This window comes from bacterium (assembly GCA_020444325.1).
In the GTDB taxonomy this organism is placed as follows: domain Bacteria; phylum Bacteroidota; class Ignavibacteria; order SZUA-365; family SZUA-365; genus BM516.
Window position 1 is genome coordinate 18,035 of record JAHLLD010000011.1, and the last position, 20,853, is coordinate 38,887.

A 20,853-nucleotide genomic window follows, 5' to 3' on the forward strand; every position below is an offset into this window, starting at 1 on the left:
GCAGGGAACACCGCATGACACAGGACAAACTTGAACTCGTCACACAGCATCTGACGGATTTGATGGATGCAGGATGGACGGTTGCCGCAATCTCGCGGGAATCCACCGTCAACCAGATCACACTGGGCAATATCAAGAACAGGAAGGCGACGCGGGTGACAGACAAAGTGTATCAACGCGTTGCCGATTTCAAGGCGCGTGTTGACAAAGGACTGGTTGAGGCGCCGACCCGCGGAAGAAAGGCCGGGAAAAAAGCCGGCACGGGGAAAGTCCAACCGACAGCTTCTGCCCCCAAATCTCCCACTCGCACACCGCGTGCAGCTGCTGCAACGAGGTCTGTACCCGCACAGAGAGGTAGCATCATCAATAATGATTACGTCCCTGTAAATGCCTCGCAACTCGGAAGCGTCATCGATCGCCTGATCGACAATTTTTCTGCGGCCATCGCCGAACTCGAAAGCATCCGCAAACAGCTCGGCTGATATCCGCAAGCAACTGGTTTTCGCGAAGCGAGGCTGTGAATCAGAAGCTGTGCCTGCGCGTAAGCGATATCACTGCTCAAACCGGCCGGTCATGAAAAAGCCCACCTTCCGCTTGAAGGTGGGCTTTCTTAATGGGCAGAAAAGAAAACGTCCCCACGAACCGTGGGGACGTTTTCGAATAGTCTATGAAAGGTGCTTACTGAATCGCTTCGATAGCGTTCTGAAGCATTGCCCTTGCATACTTGGGATTGTGCACGCCGTGCGAACCATCCTCGAGAACGAGGAAGCGGTAGTTCCACAGTGCGCCAGCGAGATCCGCAGAGACGGTCTGACCAGAAACGGCCGATCCGCTCTCGGTGAGGACGCCCTTGTCAATGAGAAGCTGCTCGAGCTGAGCGGCGAGGTTGTCAAAGGTGTCAATGGCGCCATTGATATTGAAGTCTTCAGCACTGCCGTGGCAGTTTGCGCAACCGGCCATGTTGTCTTCAATATTTCCATGATAATCATACGCCATCTTCCAGGTGTGCGCACCGGCCTGCGTTCCGTACGCAGCGGCCATATGACAGGTGATGCAGCCATCGCTGATCATCGTCGTGTGGGCGGTGTTGTCGTAAGGAAGGGAACCAGCAACTTCATAGCCACCGGTACCGGCGAGCAGGGCTGACTGCGGACCGTGATGCGGGCCATAACGTGAGCTGCTGATCTCGACATCCGGACCACCGACTTCCGGCGCCCAGACACGCGGCTGGTGACAGTTGGCACAGAGATTGGAGTTACCGAAGTCGTAGGATTCGCTTTCGTTGGCGAGGAAGGTCACAGGGGCCGTCGTCGTCAGCTGATAATCACTGGGTGCGTAATCTTTGTGAAGATTGTGGCAGGTGCGGCAGCCGACCGGAGTCGGATTCGCAATCGTAGCAGCAACGGAGCCCGTCTCCATCTTCTCGATGAAGCCTTCATGCGTATGGCATTCGGCGCAGGACGACGTCGCGCGCTCGAAGTTGCCACCGAGGAAGTGCGTCGATGCCTGATACTGCAGCACTTTCGCCTTCACGTCGGTAGAAACATCATGGCACTGGATACAACCGGCGGTACCGGCTTCACCGGGATCGCCTTTCTCGCCTTTTTCACCCTGCGCACCGGCAGGACCTGCAGGCCCCGTCGCTCCGGCAACGCCGTCTTCGCCTGCGGGACCTTCCGGACCTTCGCAAGCACTAAGTGAAAAAGCGAGGCATGCAAGCACAAACATACCTGCAATCGCACGAAGCATGGCGGGTAGTTTCATAACCTCTCCTGTAATGGTAATGGTGGGATTGTGGGTCATGGCCGGTTCTACGGCTCTATGAGAATCAATCAAGTGCAATTTCTTTTACTTCTGCCTTTCTGCGCGTTCCCCTCGATACAGCCATTATGCAACTTCTGCATAAACAAGGGTTAAGCATGTTCTAACCCGATAATACTCTATTTATCTGACAGAAGCAAATATTATTTTCATGTCCTTTTTTCTTTTGTCCAGCTCAGGAAAACTCGAAAAGAGTTTTGAGAGACGATTGTCGGGATTCAATGTATGGAATAGGACGGATGCAGTCAAGTGATGAACACAAATAATAACAGGCTTTTGCATTGCATCGCGGGAGCATGCGACGTAAGTTGCCTGACAATGCTAACGCGCAGTTCATATCGCATGCAGATCGCAACAGTTGCCATGCTCATTTTTTTTCTCGCTGTCCCTTTGAATGGACTCGGCGTCGTGCAGGCATCCCCCTCCCTGCAGGGTGAAGCACCGCTACTGCATGGTGAAACTCAGCAGCTGCACGTTGAAACTCAGCAGCTGCACGTTGAAACTCAGCAATCCGTTGTGGCAATGTGTGATGACGCGCAGGCATGCTGCCACGCGGACGATGTGCAGGACTACGACAAGCAACCATCGTCGGCGAAACACGAAAACCGTTCCGCACGCGACGCCGCCTCCGCGCCCTGCGAAGATTGCGGCGGTCCCTGTGACAATCAGCATTGCACGGATTGCGGCTGTCAATCCGCTGCGTTGATTTTCCTGCACGTTGACGCCACTGCACACACCGTACTCCCTTCCTCACCTCTCCTCCTGCTCGGCGATCAGAATCTGACATCCATCGACCTTGCTCTCCCCCTGCAGCCCCCTCGCGGCTGATCTCTCCTCATCTTTATTCCCATTCCATTTTCACAAGGAGAGATCCATGCAGTATTCTCACGCATTCGTGGCACGGGTGCGCAAACGCACTTCGACCATCATCATTTTACTTGCACTGCTCATCCCGGCAGCTCTTCATTCCCAGCAGCAGGTTACCGGTACCGTACGGGGTGAGCTGAATAATGAGATTCAGCCGGTCGAGGGAGCACATGTCTACTGGGCAGGGACAAGGAGCGGCACGGTCACCGACCGGAAGGGGCGGTTTCAGCTGCAATACTCTGAATCCCCGGGCACCTCGCTGATCGTCAGCCACGTGCAGTTCAGAGCCGACACCCTCGTGGTGCCGAACCCGGGAGAAATCACCATCACACTTACGCAGGCCAGGAGTGCCGGGGAAGTCGAAATCACCGCTACTGCGCCGGACACCTACATTGCTCCTTTGACGCAGAAAACGGAAGTCATCACCTCTGACGAACTCGAACATGCCGCCTGCTGCGACCTGGCGGGCTGTTTCGGGACGACTGCAACCGTGCAGGCAGAGGCGGTGGATATTGTCACGGACACAAAACAGCTGAGTATGCTGGGACTCGATGGCAGATACACCCAGGTCCTCGTTGACGATGTGCCGCAGATGGTAAGCGGACTCAATGCGCGCTTCGGTGTCAGTTTCCTGCCCGGTCCGTTCATCGACAGGATATACGTAAGCAAGGGAGCGAATTCCGTCATCCAGGGCAGCGACGCCTTCTCAGGTCAGGTCAATGTCATGTTGCATGAAAGTGACGGCGAACGTCCGCTGCTGTTCAACGCATTCACCAACAGCTTTCTCGAGCAGCAATACAACGCCTATGTCATGCGCAGCATGGATCGATGGAGCGGCATGCTCGCCGTGCAGGGAATCCGGCGCGGAGTACGACGCGATCGCAATGGTGACGGGTTCATGGACGCCCCTCTTACGGATCGATTTTCGCTGTTTACGAAATGGATGTATGAGAATGACGGTGCTCTGCTGATGCGCAGCGGACTGAAATACACCTGGGAGGACCGTCTGGGTGGATCGATGGATTTTGAGCAGGAACGTGATCTGGGTGGCGGCAGACGATATAGCCAGTTGATTCAGAATCGCAGAATCGAATTCTACAACCGCACTGAGTTTCCCCTCGGTGAGCAGCAGGCGCTCAAGCTGCATCTCGCAGGCAGCCGACATCAACAGCAGGCATGGTATGGTACAACCCTTTTCGATGCAATCGAACACAGCGGATATGCAGATATTGCATATTCCAGTACCTGGACCGACGACCAGGTCCTGCTCGCCGGCGCATCCTGGCAGTATTCCAATCTCGATGCCAGCATTGATCTCGGCAGCAACCCCCACGGCAAGAGCTACGCCGGAAACCATGATGATCTGATCAGTTCGCCGGGTATTTTCGTGGAGAATGCATCTTCCTTCTTTGAAGACAGGCTGGGAATTGTCGCCGGAGCCAGGGTCGACTACCACCGCCTCGACGGCGCAGTTCTGACGCCCCGTGCCATGCTGCGCTACAACCTCGATGAGGAGACAACAGTGCGGGCATCGGCCGGAACCGCCTATCGCAATGCGCGTCCCTTCCTCGAACACCCCGCAGCCTTCGCCAGCTGGCGTGATATCGTCATAGAAGGCGATCCTCGTCGTGAGCGCGCGGTCAATTTCGGGGCAAATCTCACACATATGTACACAACAGGCGAAATTCGTGGAACGCTCTCACTGGATGCCTACCGCACGGTCTTTTCGCGGCAGGTTGTCGCGGAATATGACGATGATCCATCGTTGGTGGTGTTTCGCAATATCGATGGGACCTCGGCAGCCGACAATATTCTGTTGGAAGCAACAGCTGAAATCGCAGCCGCTACCTGCCGTCTTGCATATACCTACTCCGACAATTACGAAGAAATCAACGGTGAAACACGGCGCATTCCGTTCACTACCCTGCATCGCGTTCTCGGGGTTCTCCACCTCTCCACCGAAGATGAGAGCTGGCAGGGCACTCTGACGCTCGAATGGCATGGAGAACAGACACTCCCTTCGACAATTGCGTCGCTGCCCCTCACTCCCGGTCCCACCGCTGCTGTACCGGAACCGAGCCGGAGTTTCTCACTCGTGCATCTGCATGCGCAACATCGTTGGGATTGGCTCGATATTTACGTTGGTGTGGAGAATCTGCTGGATTTCAGACAACAGTCCCCCATCCTGAACGCACAGCGTCCCTTCGAACGCGGCTTTGAGACCGCATTCGTGTGGGGTCCTGTCCGCGGGAGGGAGGTCTATGCGGGAATCAGGACGCGCGTAAACGTGTTTTGATGGTACACGACTCGCACACTGTTCCGTGGATTACCATTGCTCCCTGTCTTTTTGAGCCTTATCTTGTTGTAATGTGCCTATCCCGATAGGCACTCGCAGCCGACCCAGCCGCGTTACTCAATTCTGACGATTGGATATTTCATGACCATAGCCACTGATCATACATTCCATATCCCCGTTCTCGGTATCGGCTACAGTGTCGATGCCCCGCTGAAGGTTGCGCATCTCGGAATATCGTCCGTGATGTCTCTCGTCGACGACTCTCTGCTCGAAGAGCTGCGGAAGCATTACATGCAGCAGGACGGTCTTCCATATTCCCCGATTGAAGCAAAGGACGAGGACAGCCGCGCACGCCGCATCACCGCGTACCTCGATATGATCCAGCGAAAAGTGCAGGAACGTTTCCAGGCCCTGCGCACCGCATCCTTCGAAACCGACGAAGAATTGCAGCGCTATTTCACAATGCTGCCTGACTCCTCCCTGCTCAAGCGTCGCTACGATGAAATGCTCGCCGAACAGGATATGGAGAAAAAGTTGCTTCTGCAGCAGTGGCTGCGGCAGAACATGACCAGCGGCGCTATCGATGTCAATATCATGACCAAGCTCGATACAGCCCAGCAGCTCCCCGGCGGCGAGACGCAGCCGACAGAGTTCAACGACGCCCATGCCGCGCTGCGCGGTTTTGCCAACAGTGCCCTTGAGAGTTCCGTCGTGTTTTCTGCGGGAATGAATCCCCGACTCTACGGCTATCTCTCCAACTTCCCGGATTTCTTCCCTGACGAACAGGGCGTTCTACGCAAACGTATCACGATCAAGGTCAGTGATTTCCGTTCTGCACTTATCCAGGGAAAATACCTGGCCAAGCGTGGACTGTGGGTTTCCGAATTCCGCATTGAGTCAGGACTCAACTGTGGCGGACATGCGTTTGCGACGGATGGATTGCTCATGGGACCGATACTCGAGGAATTCAGGCATCGTCGCGACGAACTGTTCGCCGACCAGCATGCCGAATACCTCAAGGCTCTCGAAAAACGTGGGACGCAAACGATTCCTCCGCATCTCAATATCTCAGTGACTGCACAGGGCGGCGTCGGGACGCCGGAAGAACAGAGCTTCCTGCTGCGTCACTACAACCTGGAATCCATCGGCTGGGGAAGCCCCTTCCTCCTGGTTCCCGAAGTCATGAATGTGGAACACGACACGCTCGACCTTCTGAGCAAGGCAGGCGAAGACGATCTCTACCTCAGCGACGTTTCACCACTCGGTGTGCCTTTCAACAACGTCCGCAGAAACAGCAAGGATTTGGAGAAGGCAGCGCTCGCTGAATCCGGTAAGCCCGGGAGTCCCTGTGTCAAGAAATTCCTCACCTTCAATACCGAGTTCACGGACAAGCCAGTGTGCACGGCTTCGATCACCTATCTCAAGAAGAAGATTCGTGACCTGCGTGATCGTATCGAAGACGATGAGACCTATCAGAAGGAATACGCCAAAGCAGTCGACAAAGCCTGCCTGTGTGAAGGACTGACCATTTCCGCGCTTGCGGTAAAAGACATCGAGATGCCGAAACTCAGCAAGGCTGTGTCGGTGTGTCCCGGTCCGAACCTCGCATACTTCTCGCGTATCGCTTCATTGCGACAGATGGTGGATCATATCTATGGCCGCATCAACCTGATGACCGATCCCGATCGTCCCCATGTCTTCATCAAGGAATTGCAGCTGTACGTGGATTACCTGCACCGCCAGATGAAGGAGCAGATGGAGAGCCTCTCACAGCGCAAATCCGCCCTCTTCGATACCTTCCATGAGAACCTGATGCAGGGTATCAAGTACTACCGCTCGCTCATTCCGGAAATCCGCGAAGAAAGTGAGCAGGTACGCAATCGCATGCAGGAAATGCTCGCGCAACTCGAAGCGCGCCTGCTGGATCTCCAGCCTGCGGCTGTGTAATACGTGCCTGGCAATTCCCCACCCCGAATTCCCTTCCCTGACAGAAATGCAGCGCCCCGGTTCTTCCCGGGGCGCTATCATTTTACTTCAGTTCGCGTGCGCGCTGAAACACATCGTCCAGCGCCGGCCCCAGCAGAGCCGGATCATCGGTCTTGCTCGGCATATTGTCGAACACCACGTAAGGCACCCGGTGCCCCTTGATCTCAAGGTGGGTCGGGGAAGCGGCGGAAAATTCCTCCCAGTCGATATCCCGGTACATTTTCTCCAGCTTGGCATCCGGCAGTCCGTGCTCGAGTATGGAATCGGGCCGGTCGGGATTGAAGCGTTTGCGGTTCTTCCGCAGTGATTCCTCGTACGGCACCTGGATAAACACCACCACGGCCTTCTCCAGGATGGCATCGTTCAAATGCTGAAATGCGCTCCGATACCCGCCATGCTCGCTGCCGCGGGAAAATTCGAGAATCGCAGTGTGTGTGTCGTGATACTGCGGATCCCGCAGCTTTTTATCATACTCCAGGCTGATGCGTTCAATCAGCAGATCCCACTGATACTGGTGCAGGAAGTATCCATCGGCATCCGTATGCATACGCGGCTTACCCATTACCTTCTCGAGCAGCGCATCGTCCTCGAACCAGGTCCACAGCATCGGAAAATCATCGATCTCATCAAACGCCCCGATACCGAAACGACGCAGTCGCTCCTCCACCGGCGTCTTCTTCAGAAAATCAATCACCTCCGACTTCCCCGCCGCCGGACGTCCTATCAATATTATTACCGGAAAATCAGGCTTCATAGTATCACTCCTTCGTCGTGAATTGAAAGATGGAAAAATCGAAAAATGGAATAATACCGGATCTGCCATCTTTCCATTTTTCCATCTTTCCATTTTTACATCTTTCCATTTTTTTCATCGTCCCCACGCTCCGCGTGGGGACGTGAATTACCGCCGCTCCGCGGCGATTTGGAATTCAATGAACGCAGAGCGTTCGAGCTCGGCGTCCCCACGCAGAGCGTGGGGACGATGAATCTGCCATCTGCAATCTGCAATCTGCCATCTGCCATCTGCTATCTGCAATTTGAAATCAGGCCTTTTTCTTCGTCGGGATGGCATGCCAAATCCGTATTGTGAGCAGGATGCCGGCGATGGCGAATGGGATGAGGAAAATGGGCCAGTACTGCCAGTTGCTGCTGGTGATGTAGCCGAGAGAGAGTGATTGGATGCCCGTGCCGAGATACACGAGTCCGTCAATCAAACCCACAGCGGTGGCCGCTGCCTTGCGTCCACCGAAATCCATAGTCGCAGTGCCGCTCAGCATGCCATGTGTTCCGATCACGGCGATTGAGATGACAAAGACCAGGATGCCGAGTACATGCGGGTGTCCGTACAGGGCGAACACCATACCGATGACAGCGAGCAGAAGTACACTGTAGAGAATACCCGCGACGGGTGCGCGGCGGGAACCGAAAAGGTGGTCAGACATCCAGCCCGCGAGCATGCCGCCGGTCGCACCTGCAATCATCAGCATGAGTCCCCAGTTGTTGAGCCAGAACTCCCAGGAGGAGACCTGCGATACGGCAGCGATCTGCTCATTCGCGTAAATCGGGAACCAGTGCATGACGCCATTGCGCAGTACCCCTGTACACAGTTCGATCATGCCGACGGTTATGATGACAGGATTCGTGAAGATGCGGCGCAGAATATCCTTGAGTACGAACGGCGCGTCTTCTTCTCCGCTGGATGCATCGCCCGTGTCGAAGTCTTCAAATCCCGCCTGTCCGGGAGTATCGCGCAGGACAGCAATATCCATCAGTACCCAGAACAGCAGGATCACGGCGGGGACGAAAAACACCAGCCAGTATTGCGGGTGATGCGGATTTGCGGCTTCCGTCCAGTTGACGATGGCCTGACTCCAGTCGAAGGCGAAATACAGTCCCAGCGAAATCAGGATGCCGAATATCCCACCGAACACGCCGCGTTCGCGCACATGAAACCATGAGGAATTCACTTTCACGATGGCCACGGCGCCGTAACTCTGGAAATACATGTTCATGGCATAGGTGACGGAGAACGCCAGTGTCAGGTTCAGCGTCCATCCCCACTCGAGTATGCCCAGAACCAGCAAGCCCATGACGCCGTTCATGATGGCGGAACCTGTGGCACCGATAAGTATCGCTTTTTTCCCCCCGATACGATCAGTGAGGGGACCATTGATCAGGAAAGAAAACGCGTAGGTGATCGTTCCCGCGGCGAAAATAATGCCGAACGCCTCTTTCGACATGAGGGGACCAAGGGCATTTTTCGACACGGTAAGATTGTACCGGGCCATATAAAGAAAAGCATACGTGAGCCCAAGCGGCAGCCAGTTGAAAACGCGCCTTCGGCGGAAAGCGGGACTGTGCTGCATCGGATTTCGGGAAAACGGCATGGCATCCCCTGTTCACAAATGATGGCGTTGCGATAATCAATGAAAGATAGAGTTTTCCCCCGTCGCGCCAAAGAGATCGGGCCAGCGATCATACGCAAACAGCATAAAAAAACCCGTTCCGCTGACAGAAGCGGAACGGGCAACAGCGCATTGCTGACAGAATCAGACCTGGACGAACTTCTCGCCTTTCAGTCCGCAGGTGGGACAATTATCCGGTGCGGTACCGAATTCGATGTGTCCGCAGACGGGACAGAGGTAGAACTCTGTGACTTCGAGATCTTTTCCCTGCTCCGCGGCTTCCAGCGCCAGCGAATACAGTTTCGCATGCACGGCCTCTGCCGTCAGCGCATACTTGAACATGGTCTTCGCGCGATGTCCCTCGCTCTCAGCCTGCTCGAGCATCGGGGGATACATGGTCTCAAATTCAAACGTCTCGCCACCGATGGCTGCCTTGAGGTTGTCGGCTGTCGTGCCGATGCCCTCGAGCGAACCGAAATGTCCTTCGGCATGGATGCGCTCCGCTTCCGCTGTCGTACGGAACAAGCGGGCGATATTCGGATACCCGTCTTTCTCGGCTTTCTTTGCGAATGCACGGTATTTCTGATTCGCCTGGCTCTCGCCTGCGAATGCTTCCTGCAGATGATCTTTTGTGCTGGCCATGGATTGTCCTTCTGCTTGCGTGATACGATGATGCTCCTCCCTTCCCGCTGCCCTTGCAGCTCTACGAATGTAGCATCACGAAAGCGGATAATCAAACCCCATTATATAACACTTAGACCCTTCCTGCGTCCTCACATCCCCCAGGGATAAATATGACGTGGCACCCGATGCTCGCCCTCGGACTCGGAGGCCAGGTCAATTTCGAATTCCATCGGTGTATCCGTTACATGGCGATATGGCTCCTCGACCACAATATGCCAGACCTGTGCTGCGAGATGCGTGAGCTTCAGGTCAAGGTCGTACAGGCAATTGCAGCGACAGGCAGCTTCGCTCTCGTGCTCGGTGATGGTGATCACATCACCATTGATGCGCATATCCGCTCCGAGCACACCGGGACAACAGTTAAATCCTGCGTTCTCATGTTTGAGCGAGAGCGTCTGCGTCTCACGGTCGTAGGTAAAAAGCATTGCCGACTCTGAAGAGCCGTTGCGATCATCGAACGCATGCTTCATGAACAACTTGCATTCGGTCGCACTCGTCAGCGAAAGTTCCGGGTCATGCGAGGCCCCGTCATCGACCGGCGACGAGTCTTCACTGCAGGAAATCATTACAAGCGCAATCAATGAAATGAATACAGATACCTTCAGGCGTTTCATTGTTCTCTCCTCGTGCTTGGAAACTGCTGAACCGCACGGCGCCTTGTCCGTGCGACGACTGCTTCATAGACCAGCGACAGTGAAAAACGTTACGTCAAAATTACATAAAAAACGGGGCATTTACCCGGTATCTGCCTCGACCCTCCGGAATATGCAGTTTCTGCATATTTCAGGCGGAATAATTATGCAGTTTCTGCATAATTCCAGGCGGCAGTTTATGCAGTTTCTGCATATGGAAGGACGTGAAGGACGTCAGTAGATTCCCAGATCCCTTCCGACCCTGACCTCACCATCGTAGGTGGAGTGTACTTCGTCAAGCAGATCCTGCTCCGATGCGCCCCAGAACAGGATGTGGTAGAGCAGAAGCAATTTCGGCCGGGCCTGTGCGGCGATGCGTCCCAGTTCGATCGTGGATGTGTGATGTGCATGATGGTAGGATTGCCACGCGTGCCGTCGGCCTTCCTCGAGTCCCCGCGCATAGTAGACCTCATGCACCAGCACGTCTGCACCCCGGGCGATGCGAGCGATGGTTTCCGAGGGACGTGAATCCCCGGAGATGACGATGACCCGGTCCGGGGTCGTGAAACGATACGCCAGCGAAACGGGCCAGCTGCCATGGGGAACGGCGAAGGCCTCGACACGCACGAGGCTGTCCGCATACACCAGGCCGGTATCCACCTCCGTTACAGCGGTGCGCCAGCCCTGGTTGTTCGCGGGTTCTTCTCCGAAGAGCCGGTACTGGATATCGGCACTGTACGCCTTCTGCAGATGCGACATCATGTCACTTGTCCCTTCGGGACCGTAAATCTGCAGTGGTCTGTCGCGTCCCATCACCCACGGCGTGAGCATGAGATCCGGGAGTCCGACGGTGTGATCGGAGTGCAGATGCGTGAGGAATAGGATATTGAGCTTTGAGGCTGCGAGAGCGGTGACCGCGCCACCGTAACGGGGAGAAAGCTTCGCCGCACGCCGTACGATGCCGGCTCCTGCATCCACCAGGTACGCCTGATCGTCGACGACAACGGCGACCGCCGGACCCGCGTGCTCCGGATCGGGGTTGGGATTACCCGTCCCGAGCAGGACGACCTTACTGCGGGGAGCGACAGCGTCGTCGCTCTGCGCCAAGACGCTCGTTGAGCAGAATGCTATAAAGACAAGGAGAATGAGGATGGATCGCATGCGTTGCTCATGACTGTGACAATGCAATAATCTGTGGCGGAAACGACAAAAGTGCAACACCGCCGAACTGTCTCACGGGAGCGGCTGGACACGAAAGCGGCTGGACACGAAAGCGTCAGATCACGGCAGTGGGTGGTCACGGGAGCGGCAGCTTCCCGAGCAAGGCGGAAAAGGCCTTATCCCGGCGTGAGAAATCGAATCGTGCTCGTTCCTGTCGGAGGAAATCCCCGATCTGCGTGATTCCGGGATTTCCGGGACTGCCGAGGTGCGTCGATGGGACAGCAGCTTCTGCTGTAAAACTTCCATCATCCAGTTCCACGCCGACCTGGCGGTAGGCTTCCCGAAACGGTGTACCGGCTTCCACCCTGCGTTGAATCTCGTCGACTGAAAATATGACGTCGTAGCGGCGGTCTTCAAGGATGTCGCTCTGTGCTTCGATGTGCGCCGTGGCGTGCTGTGCGATGGCAAGGCAGCGCTGCAGGCGCGTCAACGCGGGAAGCATAAGCGATTTGCACAGCTGGAAGTCACGGTGATAGCCTGACGTCAGGTTCGTGGCAAGCCCGCTGACATTCCCGGGAAGTGATTGCAGCAGGTTGCAATGCGCGCGGATCAACTCGAAGACGTCGGGATTATGTTTGTGCGGCATGATGCTCGATCCGGTGGTGATCTCGGGATGCAGGCGGATGAAACGGTAATTATCGGACGCATACATGCAGACATCAGCGGCGAAGCGTCCCAGCGCTGTCGCAACGACGGCAAGTGCATTCGCCACTGCGAGGTCCGTCGACACTCTCCCCATTTGCGCCTGCACCGCGCTGACATGCATACCGGAAAATCCGAGCAGTTCCGTTGTGCGCTCACGGTCGATGGGAAAAGATGTTCCAAACCCGGCGGCGGATCCGAGGGGATTGCGATCCGCAACACGGTAGGCTGTCTGCAACGGAAGCAGCGCCTCCGCCAGTGCCTCTGCATGTGCGGAAAACCATTGACCGAACGAAGACGGCATGGCAGCCTGACCGTGCGTATACCCCGGCAGCAGTAAATTCAGATTCTCTTCAGCACGCCCGAGCAACGTCTTACTGAATTGCGTGACCTGTTCGACGATGTCCCGCAGCCTGTCCCTGTAAAGCAGCTTGATGTCGACGAGTACCTGGTCATTCCTGGACCGGGCCGTATGCAGCCGTTTCCCGGCATCACCGCACATCCGTGTAAGTTCAAACTCCACCTGACTGTGGATATCCTCCATGCCTTCTTCCATGCTGAACGTGCCGTTGATGATGCGTTCATATATCTCACGCAGTCCATTGTCAAGCGCCTGCCAGTCGTCCAGCGGCAGCAGTCCACGTTCATGCAGCATGCGAGCATGCGCCAGCGATGCGATGACATCGTACGAAGCAAGCTGCATGTCGTACAGCGGATCATCACCGACGGTAAAGTCGTGTACCAGGGCATCCATTTTCATTCCCTTGTCCCATAATTTCATTGCATGATCTCCGCATATTCATCCAGTAATCGCAGGTAGGTTTCGATGCCGTTTTCCAGTTCATCCGCAGTCACGAATTCGTCTGCGGTGTGCGAACGGGAAGAACGGCCGGGACCCAGTTTGACGGAAGGGACCGAGAGCAGGGCCTGGTCTGACATCGTGGGTGACGCATAGGTTTCGATGCCGCAGCGTTGGGCGGCAAGGACAACAGGATGATCGAGACTGATCGCGGAGGGACGCAGGCGGGTCGACCGCGGGACGACATCAGCGTCAACGTGCGACCGGATGATGTCGAGCAGTTCCTCATGCGTGTAGGCATCGGTGACACGCACATCCACCACATACGTACAACGGTCCGGAATGACGTTGTGCTGCGTTCCCGCGTTGATCTGCGTGACGGACATCAGGATGTCGCCAAGCGCAGGTGAGGATTTCTCAAACTCGTATTCCTGAAACCACCGCACCTGCTCCAGCGCAAGGGTGATGGCGTTCGTCCCATCTCCCCGTCCCGCATGTCCCGAAATCCCGTGCGCGGTGCAATCGAGCACCATCAGTCCCCGCTCCGCAATCGCCATGCGCAGTGAGGTCGGTTCACCGACGATGGCAAGATCGACGGGCGGCAGCTCATCCTGAAGCAGTCGTATGCCTCCCTCACCCGCTATCTCTTCTTCGGCGGTGAGCGCAAGGATGAGGTTGAAAGGCAGCATACGCTGCTGCAGGGCATCAAAAGCGACGCTCATGCAGGCAAGGGATGCGCCGGCGTCATTGCTTCCGAGTCCGCACAGCTTCCCATCGGAATAGAACGGCGCGAAAGGATTCTCGGTCCAGGTGGAAACAGGGCGCACGGTGTCATGATGGGAACACAACATGACGGTGGGACGCGAGGCATCGAAGTCCTCGCGTTTCACCCAGATGTTGTTTCCCTTCCTGCGTGGGGTGTGTCCTTTCGCAGCGAGCCATGTTTCCAATATGTCCGCGGTGCCCTGCTCCTCCCGGCTGAATGACGGAATGCGGATGAGATCGCAGAGCAGCTCAAAGGCATCGCCGAATCGAGTCCCGTACTTTGCCCTCATATTGATGCCACCTCCCTCCGTTGCGCCGATGTACGTACCTGTGTCCAATTTCCTTCCCCTCCCTGTGCCGCTGCGGCAATGTCCCCGGCAGCACAAAGCACAACGCGTGAAACGCCCCGTGTACTGGCAGACAACGCAGCTTGCACCTTGGGGATCATTCCGCCATTGATATACCCGGAGTTGATGCCGTGCTGCAGCATGTCGCGGTCAATCACCGGCAAGGTGTGCTGCTTTGCATCCTGGACGCCCGGACGATCGAGAGCCAGCAGCAGCTGCGTCGTTGCGTGCTCAGCGCTGGCAGTAGCGACAGCTGCAGCGATGGAATCTGCGTTCGTATTCAGCAGCTGACCATCGCCGTCATGTGTCAGTGGCGCGAGTACGGGGAGCAGTTTGGCCTCAAGGAGCTGCATGAGTACGTCGAAGTTGACGGCAAGGATATCCCCGACAAAACCGTAGTCGATATCGGCTCCGAAGCGCCGCTGCGCAAGAATGCAATTTGCGTCGGCGCCGGTGAGTCCGATCGCAGGTCTGCCCAGGGCAGACAGTTCAGCGACAAGCCGTTTATTGACCAGTCCCCCGTACACCATGGTCACCACATCGAGCATGTCCTTCCCGGTAACACGTCGTCCATCGACAAGCGTTGATGGGATCCCGGCGCGATCGCCCCAGGCGGTCGCTTCGCGTCCACCGCCATGGACGAGGATGCAGTGGCCCGGATAGGAGGTAACCGCAGTAAGGACTTCCTTCCTTCCATGTTTATGCTCGAGCAGTGCCCCACCCAGCTTGATGACGGTAATTGTTGATGAAGAGTTCAATTCATCGCCTCCAGCATGCGTTTGAGTACGACCTGGGCTGTCCATATCCGGTTTTCTGCCTGAGGGATGACAATGGAGTGATCGCTGTCGAGTACCGCATCCTCAACGACGACGTTGCGGCGTACCGGAAGACAGTGCATGAAATGCGCATTCGCGGTGTGCCGCAAATCCTCCGCAGTCACCATCCATTCGCTGTCCCGGGTGAGGACTTCCCCATACGAAGTGTAACTGGACCAGTTTTTCGCGTACACGAAATCGGCGGACGCCAGCGCTTCTTCCCTGTCATGCAGTACCTGCACTCCTTCCGTGAAGGCGGGATTGAGTTCATAGCCTTCGGGATGGGTGAGGACCAGATTGACATCCATGTGCCGCATCCATTCAAGAAAGGAGTTGGCGACACTGTGCGGCAGCGCCCGGGGATGCGGGGCCCAGGTGAGAACGACCCTTGGTCGTGCGCCGGTACGGAATTCTTCCACCGTGAGACAATCGGCAAAGGATTGCAGCGGATGACGCGTGGCCGATTCCATGCTGATGACGGGTTTCCCCGAATGACGGATGATGCTGCTCAATATCTCTTCCTTCTCATCGTCATCCCGGTCTTGCAGTCCCGGAAATGCGCGAACGGCAATAATATCACAGTACGCACCGAGCACTGCGGCCGCTTCACGGATATGCTCGGCAGTGCCACCGTCCATGACGGTCCCGTCCGCAAATTCGAGTTTCCAGGCATCGCCACCGGTATTGAGGACGATCACATCGAGTCCCAGGTTGCGCGCGGCCCGCTGCATGCTGAGCCTCGTGCGCAGGCTGTTGTTGAAAAACACGAGTCCGAGTGTCTTCCGTTGTCCGAGCGCGCTATGCGCAAAAGGATCTTCCTTCAGACTGCGAGCTTCCGCGATGGCCGCCTTGAGATCTCCGATATCCGCGACGGAAAGAAATTGCTTCATGGGTTACCTTGTTCCCGTTGATAACATGAATTAATACACCGACGCCTTGAGCTGCAGTCCCTCGCCCTCATCGAGGTCCAGCACGAGATTCATATTCTGCACCGCCTGTCCCGCGGCGCCCTTGAGCAGATTGTCGATTACCGAAGTGACCACGAACATGCCCTCCCGCACCTCGACATGCACCTGACAGTTGTTCGTGTTGACCACATCCTTCAGCGCAGGCTGTTGTTCACACACCGCAACGAAATGCTCCAAATCGTATGCGCCGTGATAGAGATCCGCGACAGCACTCGCATCTCCATCGAAAGCCGTATACGTACAGGCAATAATTCCACGGGTGAAAGGTCCCCGGTACGGGATGAAGAAATGCCGTCCTTCATATCCCGGTACATGCCGCCGCAGCGTCTCCCGAATCTCACCCAGATGCTGATGTGTCAGCGGTTTGTAGACCTGCATGTTCCCCTGCCGCCAGGAGAAATGTGTCGAGGGGAGTTGCGCGTTCCCGGCTCCGGTCGATCCCGTCACCGCACTGCTGTGAAGATCGCTGACCGGGAGTCCGGCACGCAGCAGAGGGAGCAATCCCAGCTGAATCGCCGTCGCAAAGCAGCCCGGGTTGGCAATATGCTTACCCCGCCGCCGTGCGCCGCGAATTTCTTCCCTCCGATCCTCCGTGAGTCCATACACGAAATCTGCTGAAGCATCGCGCAGACGATGGTCGGCGCTCAAATCGATAACTGTCGTCCCCTGCGAAATCGTCAGTGTCCGAAGCGCCGCGGCACTTTCCCCATGGGGTAGAGCCAGGAAAAGAATATCCGCTTCCGCCACAGCTTCCCCCGCAAACGGCATGTCCGACAGCGCCGTGAGTCCCTGATGCACACTTCCCAGTTTCTGTCCCGCCTGCGATGCGCTCACAACCGAAACCACTTCAGTATCGGCGTGCTGCTCGAGCAAACGCAGCAGTTCTCCCGCCACGAGTCCACTGCCCCCCAGAATTGCGATTTTATATCGCATCCGACCCCCGGTGCTTTGTGAAGTACATCATTAACTGATTGGCGTAAATCTTTGAAAAACCACGCACATCTTCTCCATTCCACAAAGAATTTTCCTCCCCGTACGTCCCGAAGTCGGTAGACAGCAGATCATGATCGGAGCGTATTCCGAGCAGGTCGAATCGATGCGGAGCGAGAAGGATATCGACCTCTCCGGTCACATGCCGCTGTGTGCTCAGCAGCAGCGCTTCAATATCACGTGCGGCGGGTTCGAGGAACTGCGCTTCATGGACCAGGCTGCCATAAGTGAGTGCGACCTGCTCTTTCATCAGCTGCTGCTGCCTGGTCAGCGTGTGTTTCTCGAGCAGACGATGTGCAGCGATGATGACATGCGGCGCCGCGGCAGCAAATCCCACACGCCCCTTGAGTCCGATAATGGTATCCCCGACATGCATACCTCTGCCGATTCCGTATGGGGCGGCGAGATCTTCGAGCTGACGAATCACGGAGATTGAATCAGCGGAATGTCCGTCAATGCCGTCCACCTCACCCTGTGTGAAGTGAAGGGTGACCTTGCGTTCATCGATTGCAGTCTGAGGCACGGGGTAGGCAGTTTCCGGCAGCACTCCGTCGGATTGCAGCGTTTCACGTCCCCCGATGGACGTCCCCCACAATCCGGCATTGATCGAGTACACGGAAGCTGCGGCATCCATGTCCACTCCAGCTTCCTGGAGGTATGCGATTTCCTGCTCCCTGGAGAGCGACATATCCCGAACGGGCGTGATAATGCGCGCTTCGGGCAGAATGATGCGGAACACGGTATCGAAACGCACCTGGTCATTGCCCGCACCGGTTGAGCCATGGGCGATGGCATCGGCATGCTGATCACGCGCGTAGGCTGCAATGGCTTCTGCCTGGAACACGCGCTCGGCGCTCACGGACAGTGGATAGCTGTTTCCGCGAAGGACGTTCCCGAACACGAGGAAGCGAATGCAGCGGCTGTAAAACTCCTGCGTGCGCTGCAGCGTGACATGTTTTTCCGCACCGAGCAGCAGGGCCTGTTGTTCCATGGCAGCAAGTTCTTCAGCCGTATGCCCCCCGGTATCGACAAACACGGTGTGCACGCGATACTGCAGCTGTTTCGACAGGTACATTGCGCAGTAGGAAGTATCGAGTCCCCCGCTGAATGCGAGCACGGCGAGTTTTTTCTCAGGCATCGAGTCCCTCCTTCTCCATGTTTATCGCAGGGATGGCGACTTCGCTGCGCTGCACTGTCTTCACCGGATCATAGAGCATGCTCGTGCACAGGCACATGCTGCGTCCCGTTCTCTGGAGAATATCGTAGTTGGGACAGCTTTTACAGCCGTTCCAGAATTCGTCATCATCCGTCAGTTCCGAATACGGTACCGGCACATAGCCGAGATCCGTATTGATCTTCATCACTGCATGACTGGTGGTAATGCCGAACAGCCGGGCTTCAGGAAACAGTTCACGCGAAAGCGCGAACGCCTGCCGTTTGATGGAACGGGCGAGTCCGCTGTGCCTGAATGCCGGTACGACAATGAGACCGGAATTCGCCACATACTTTTTCCCGCCCCAGGTTTCGATATAACAGAAACCGGCGAAGGTCGCAGCAGCCTCCCCTTCATCGAACGCCAGGGCGATGACCGCCTTGCCCTCGCGAATTTTGGCGATGATGTATTCCTCCGTACGCAGGGCGATGCCCGTGCCGCGTTCCTGTGCTGCGCGCGCGATGGACTCGCAGATGTGAGGTGCCCAGGAAACATGGACTTCCGTTGCTCGTTCTATGTTGAGACGTACTGACATACCGTATCCTTAAACCTGTAGCGGAATGGGGAAAAAAATGCCGCGTATCACACGCGGCTGCACAAAATGTTCGGGGGATTCTAAACGAAGGGGAGAATTACCAGAAACGCATACCGGTGTGGAGAGCGGCGGTTCGTCGTCGCGGAAAAGCAGCACCCGGAATGAGCGCGGAAAATGCGAAGTATGCGTGTTCAGTATTCAGCATATGGTCTAGTGATATTCAACTGGGATAAAGGTAGTCCTAATTACAGATAAAATCCAAATAAAAAATTCATCGGACAGGTACACCTTAAGATGATGTAATTTATTTGTAACGCAATGTTCAGGCAGCGCAATGACCTGTGCCGTAGATTATTTCCGTGGGATGCCCCCTTATCGGAGCATTCCACGGAACGTGGCCCGCACGGACTGCGGCGGTTTCATTCATGTACAACAACGACCGGGAATCACCATGGGTGGTGTTCAAATGATGCTCGTACTGGCGGCGATGACCCTGCTGTCCATCCTGGTACTCTCGATGAACAGGGCGAAGCTCTTTTCAGACGAGCAGCTGTCACAGGCCGAGTACACGATGGCCGCGACTGCCGTGGGACAAACCCTGATCAACGACATCGTCAGCAAGGAATACGATGCCGCTACCGTGGGAAAGGATTTCGTGGACGTTTCGCAGTTCACCGCACCGCAGTCGCTCGGACATGGCTCCTGGGAAAGCTATCCCAATTTCAATGATGTGGACGATTACAACCGGCTGCGAACCACGGTAAACACACCACGGGCCGGCAGCTTTGACCTTACTTGCCGTGTGCACTACGTGAATCCGTCCAACCCGGACACTCCCGTGTACGTGCGCACACGCAGCAAACGCATCGAGGTTTCGGTCAACTCCGCATTCCTCGCCCATCCCGTCACACTCGTTTCCTACAAAAGCTTCTAAGGCATCGATATGGGATCTTCTCTCGACCTGTTAGGATCGTACATCATCGGCGGCATTGTCATCATTCTTATGGGTGCAGTGATACTGAATTTCCAGGAGGGTGCGCAGCAGGCGACGCTCAATGAAATTTCCCAGGTGACCATGGCGGAAATGAGTCAGACCATGGAGAAAGAACTCGTCAATCTCGGCTATCGCGTGCCGGGAAATAAAATTGTTTCCATCGATTATCGTTCCATCACTTTCCTCTCGGACTATGACAATGACGGTACGGTCGACACCATCAGCTATATGATGGGCAAGGGCGCAAGCGGACCGGTGATCACGCGCCGCATTGCCACTCCCGGACAGCGTCCCATGGAATGGACCACGCGCGGATCGATGGTTCTGTTCTCAGGTTACGATTCGACCGGAACGCAGACGTCCGTCGCGTCCCGTGTCCGTGCAGTCGAGGCCTCCATGCTCACCAGCAACGTCCTTTTTGAAAAAATCTCGGATGCGAACGCACAAACTTCCACGCTGCTGAGCGGTGACCTGGACGGCAAGCAACTGACAGTCTCGCATGACCGCCTGCTGACAACAGCGGTGGACTGTGAGGCCGGAGCATACTGGCACAAGGTCATCTACCCACGCAACCTCGGCACCGTTGCCCCGCAGATCGCAGGTGCCACACCCTCATCCTCCACCGGATCGAGTACCGATGAAGGAGATACTGATGATGGAGGATATACCTATCCCGGCGATACGGGTGACACCGGTGATACGGGTGATGCCGGCGATACAGGCGGTACGGTGGACGCAGGCGACACAGGTGGATCGGAAGACGACAGCGATATCCTGCCCACAAAGGATCCCTGTGATCCCCCGCCGGGGAAAAATGACCCGTGCTGCTGCGGCAGTGGTCTGAAGTACAAACAGTGCTGCGGGAAGTAGTCG

At 56.1% G+C, this 20,853-nt stretch carries 18 protein-coding genes and 1 pseudogene; 6 read left to right on the forward strand and 13 right to left on the reverse strand.

Annotated elements, in window-relative coordinates; translation table 11 throughout:
* Positions 1–14: 14 nt before the first annotated feature.
* Complete coding sequence (locus tag KQI65_13670) at positions 15–482, forward strand: hypothetical protein (GenBank protein MCB2205789.1); 468 nt, start codon at positions 15–17, stop codon at positions 480–482.
* A gap of 1,081 nt (positions 483–1,563) precedes the next feature.
* On the opposite strand, the pseudogene KQI65_13675 reads toward KQI65_13670, so the two are convergent.
* Positions 1,564–1,683, reverse strand: a pseudogene (locus KQI65_13675) (collagen-like protein).
* Between the two features lie 480 nt (positions 1,684–2,163).
* Between KQI65_13675 and KQI65_13680 the strand changes: the two are divergent.
* From KQI65_13680 to KQI65_13690, 3 genes are all read left to right on the forward strand, one after another.
* A complete protein-coding gene (locus KQI65_13680) occupies positions 2,164–2,649 on the forward strand; it encodes a hypothetical protein (GenBank protein ID MCB2205790.1) in 486 nt (161 codons plus the stop codon).
* A gap of 46 nt (positions 2,650–2,695) precedes the next feature.
* A complete protein-coding gene (locus KQI65_13685) occupies positions 2,696–4,984 on the forward strand; it encodes a TonB-dependent receptor (GenBank protein ID MCB2205791.1) in 2,289 nt (762 codons plus the stop codon).
* Positions 4,985–5,125: 141 nt separating this feature from the next.
* Positions 5,126–6,931 carry a hypothetical protein gene (locus KQI65_13690; GenBank protein MCB2205792.1) on the forward strand — a complete coding sequence of 602 codons (1,806 nt, stop codon included), beginning with the start codon at positions 5,126–5,128 and terminating at the stop codon, positions 6,929–6,931.
* 82 nt (positions 6,932–7,013) lie between these two features.
* Here the strand turns inward: KQI65_13690 and KQI65_13695 are convergent, their stop codons facing one another.
* The 12 genes from KQI65_13695 to KQI65_13750 all read right to left on the reverse strand — a co-directional run bounded on the left by KQI65_13695 (position 7,014) and on the right by KQI65_13750 (position 18,986).
* Positions 7,014–7,724: a hypothetical protein gene (locus KQI65_13695; protein MCB2205793.1), complete on the reverse strand. Its 711-nt coding sequence runs from the start codon at positions 7,722–7,724 to the stop codon at positions 7,014–7,016.
* Between the two features lie 289 nt (positions 7,725–8,013).
* Positions 8,014–9,357, reverse strand: a complete 1,344-nt coding sequence (locus KQI65_13700) for an MFS transporter (protein ID MCB2205794.1) — start codon at positions 9,355–9,357, stop codon at positions 8,014–8,016.
* A gap of 162 nt (positions 9,358–9,519) precedes the next feature.
* On the reverse strand, positions 9,520–10,017 hold the full coding sequence (locus KQI65_13705; GenBank protein MCB2205795.1) for a rubrerythrin family protein: 498 nt from the start codon (positions 10,015–10,017) through the stop codon (positions 9,520–9,522).
* 131 nt (positions 10,018–10,148) lie between these two features.
* Complete coding sequence (locus KQI65_13710) at positions 10,149–10,673, reverse strand: hypothetical protein (protein ID MCB2205796.1); 525 nt, start codon at positions 10,671–10,673, stop codon at positions 10,149–10,151.
* 252 nt (positions 10,674–10,925) lie between these two features.
* Positions 10,926–11,753 carry an MBL fold metallo-hydrolase gene (locus KQI65_13715; GenBank protein MCB2205797.1) on the reverse strand — a complete coding sequence of 276 codons (828 nt, stop codon included), beginning with the start codon at positions 11,751–11,753 and terminating at the stop codon, positions 10,926–10,928.
* A 235-nt stretch (positions 11,754–11,988) separates the two neighbouring features.
* Positions 11,989–13,335: an argininosuccinate lyase gene (gene argH / locus KQI65_13720; GenBank protein ID MCB2205798.1), complete on the reverse strand. Its 1,347-nt coding sequence runs from the start codon at positions 13,333–13,335 to the stop codon at positions 11,989–11,991.
* The gene (locus tag KQI65_13725; GenBank protein MCB2205799.1) at positions 13,332–14,408 is read right to left on the reverse strand and encodes a M20/M25/M40 family metallo-hydrolase; all 1,077 of its coding nucleotides are present in this window, start codon (positions 14,406–14,408) and stop codon (positions 13,332–13,334) included. The genes argH and KQI65_13725 overlap by 4 nt, the downstream gene beginning before the upstream one ends.
* A complete protein-coding gene (gene argB / locus KQI65_13730) occupies positions 14,405–15,223 on the reverse strand; it encodes an acetylglutamate kinase (protein ID MCB2205800.1) in 819 nt (272 codons plus the stop codon). The genes KQI65_13725 and argB overlap by 4 nt, the downstream gene beginning before the upstream one ends.
* Positions 15,220–16,170: an N-acetylornithine carbamoyltransferase gene (locus KQI65_13735; protein MCB2205801.1), complete on the reverse strand. Its 951-nt coding sequence runs from the start codon at positions 16,168–16,170 to the stop codon at positions 15,220–15,222. Before KQI65_13735 ends, argB begins: the two co-directional genes overlap by 4 nt.
* Before the next feature lie 30 nt (positions 16,171–16,200).
* Positions 16,201–17,181, reverse strand: coding sequence for an N-acetyl-gamma-glutamyl-phosphate reductase (argC, locus tag KQI65_13740; protein ID MCB2205802.1), 981 nt, complete (start codon positions 17,179–17,181; stop codon positions 16,201–16,203).
* Positions 17,171–18,376, reverse strand: a complete 1,206-nt coding sequence (locus KQI65_13745; protein MCB2205803.1) for an argininosuccinate synthase — start codon at positions 18,374–18,376, stop codon at positions 17,171–17,173. Before KQI65_13745 ends, argC begins: the two co-directional genes overlap by 11 nt.
* Complete coding sequence (locus KQI65_13750) at positions 18,369–18,986, reverse strand: GNAT family N-acetyltransferase (GenBank protein ID MCB2205804.1); 618 nt, start codon at positions 18,984–18,986, stop codon at positions 18,369–18,371. Before KQI65_13750 ends, KQI65_13745 begins: the two co-directional genes overlap by 8 nt.
* A gap of 466 nt (positions 18,987–19,452) precedes the next feature.
* On the opposite strand from KQI65_13750, the gene KQI65_13755 reads away from it, so the two are divergent.
* Both KQI65_13755 and KQI65_13760 read left to right on the forward strand, forming a co-directional pair.
* Entirely contained in the window at positions 19,453–19,920 is a 468-nt protein-coding gene (locus KQI65_13755) for a hypothetical protein (protein MCB2205805.1), read from the forward strand.
* Between the two features lie 9 nt (positions 19,921–19,929).
* The gene (locus KQI65_13760; protein MCB2205806.1) at positions 19,930–20,850 is read left to right on the forward strand and encodes an SEC-C domain-containing protein; all 921 of its coding nucleotides are present in this window, start codon (positions 19,930–19,932) and stop codon (positions 20,848–20,850) included.
* Positions 20,851–20,853: the final 3 nt, after the last annotated feature.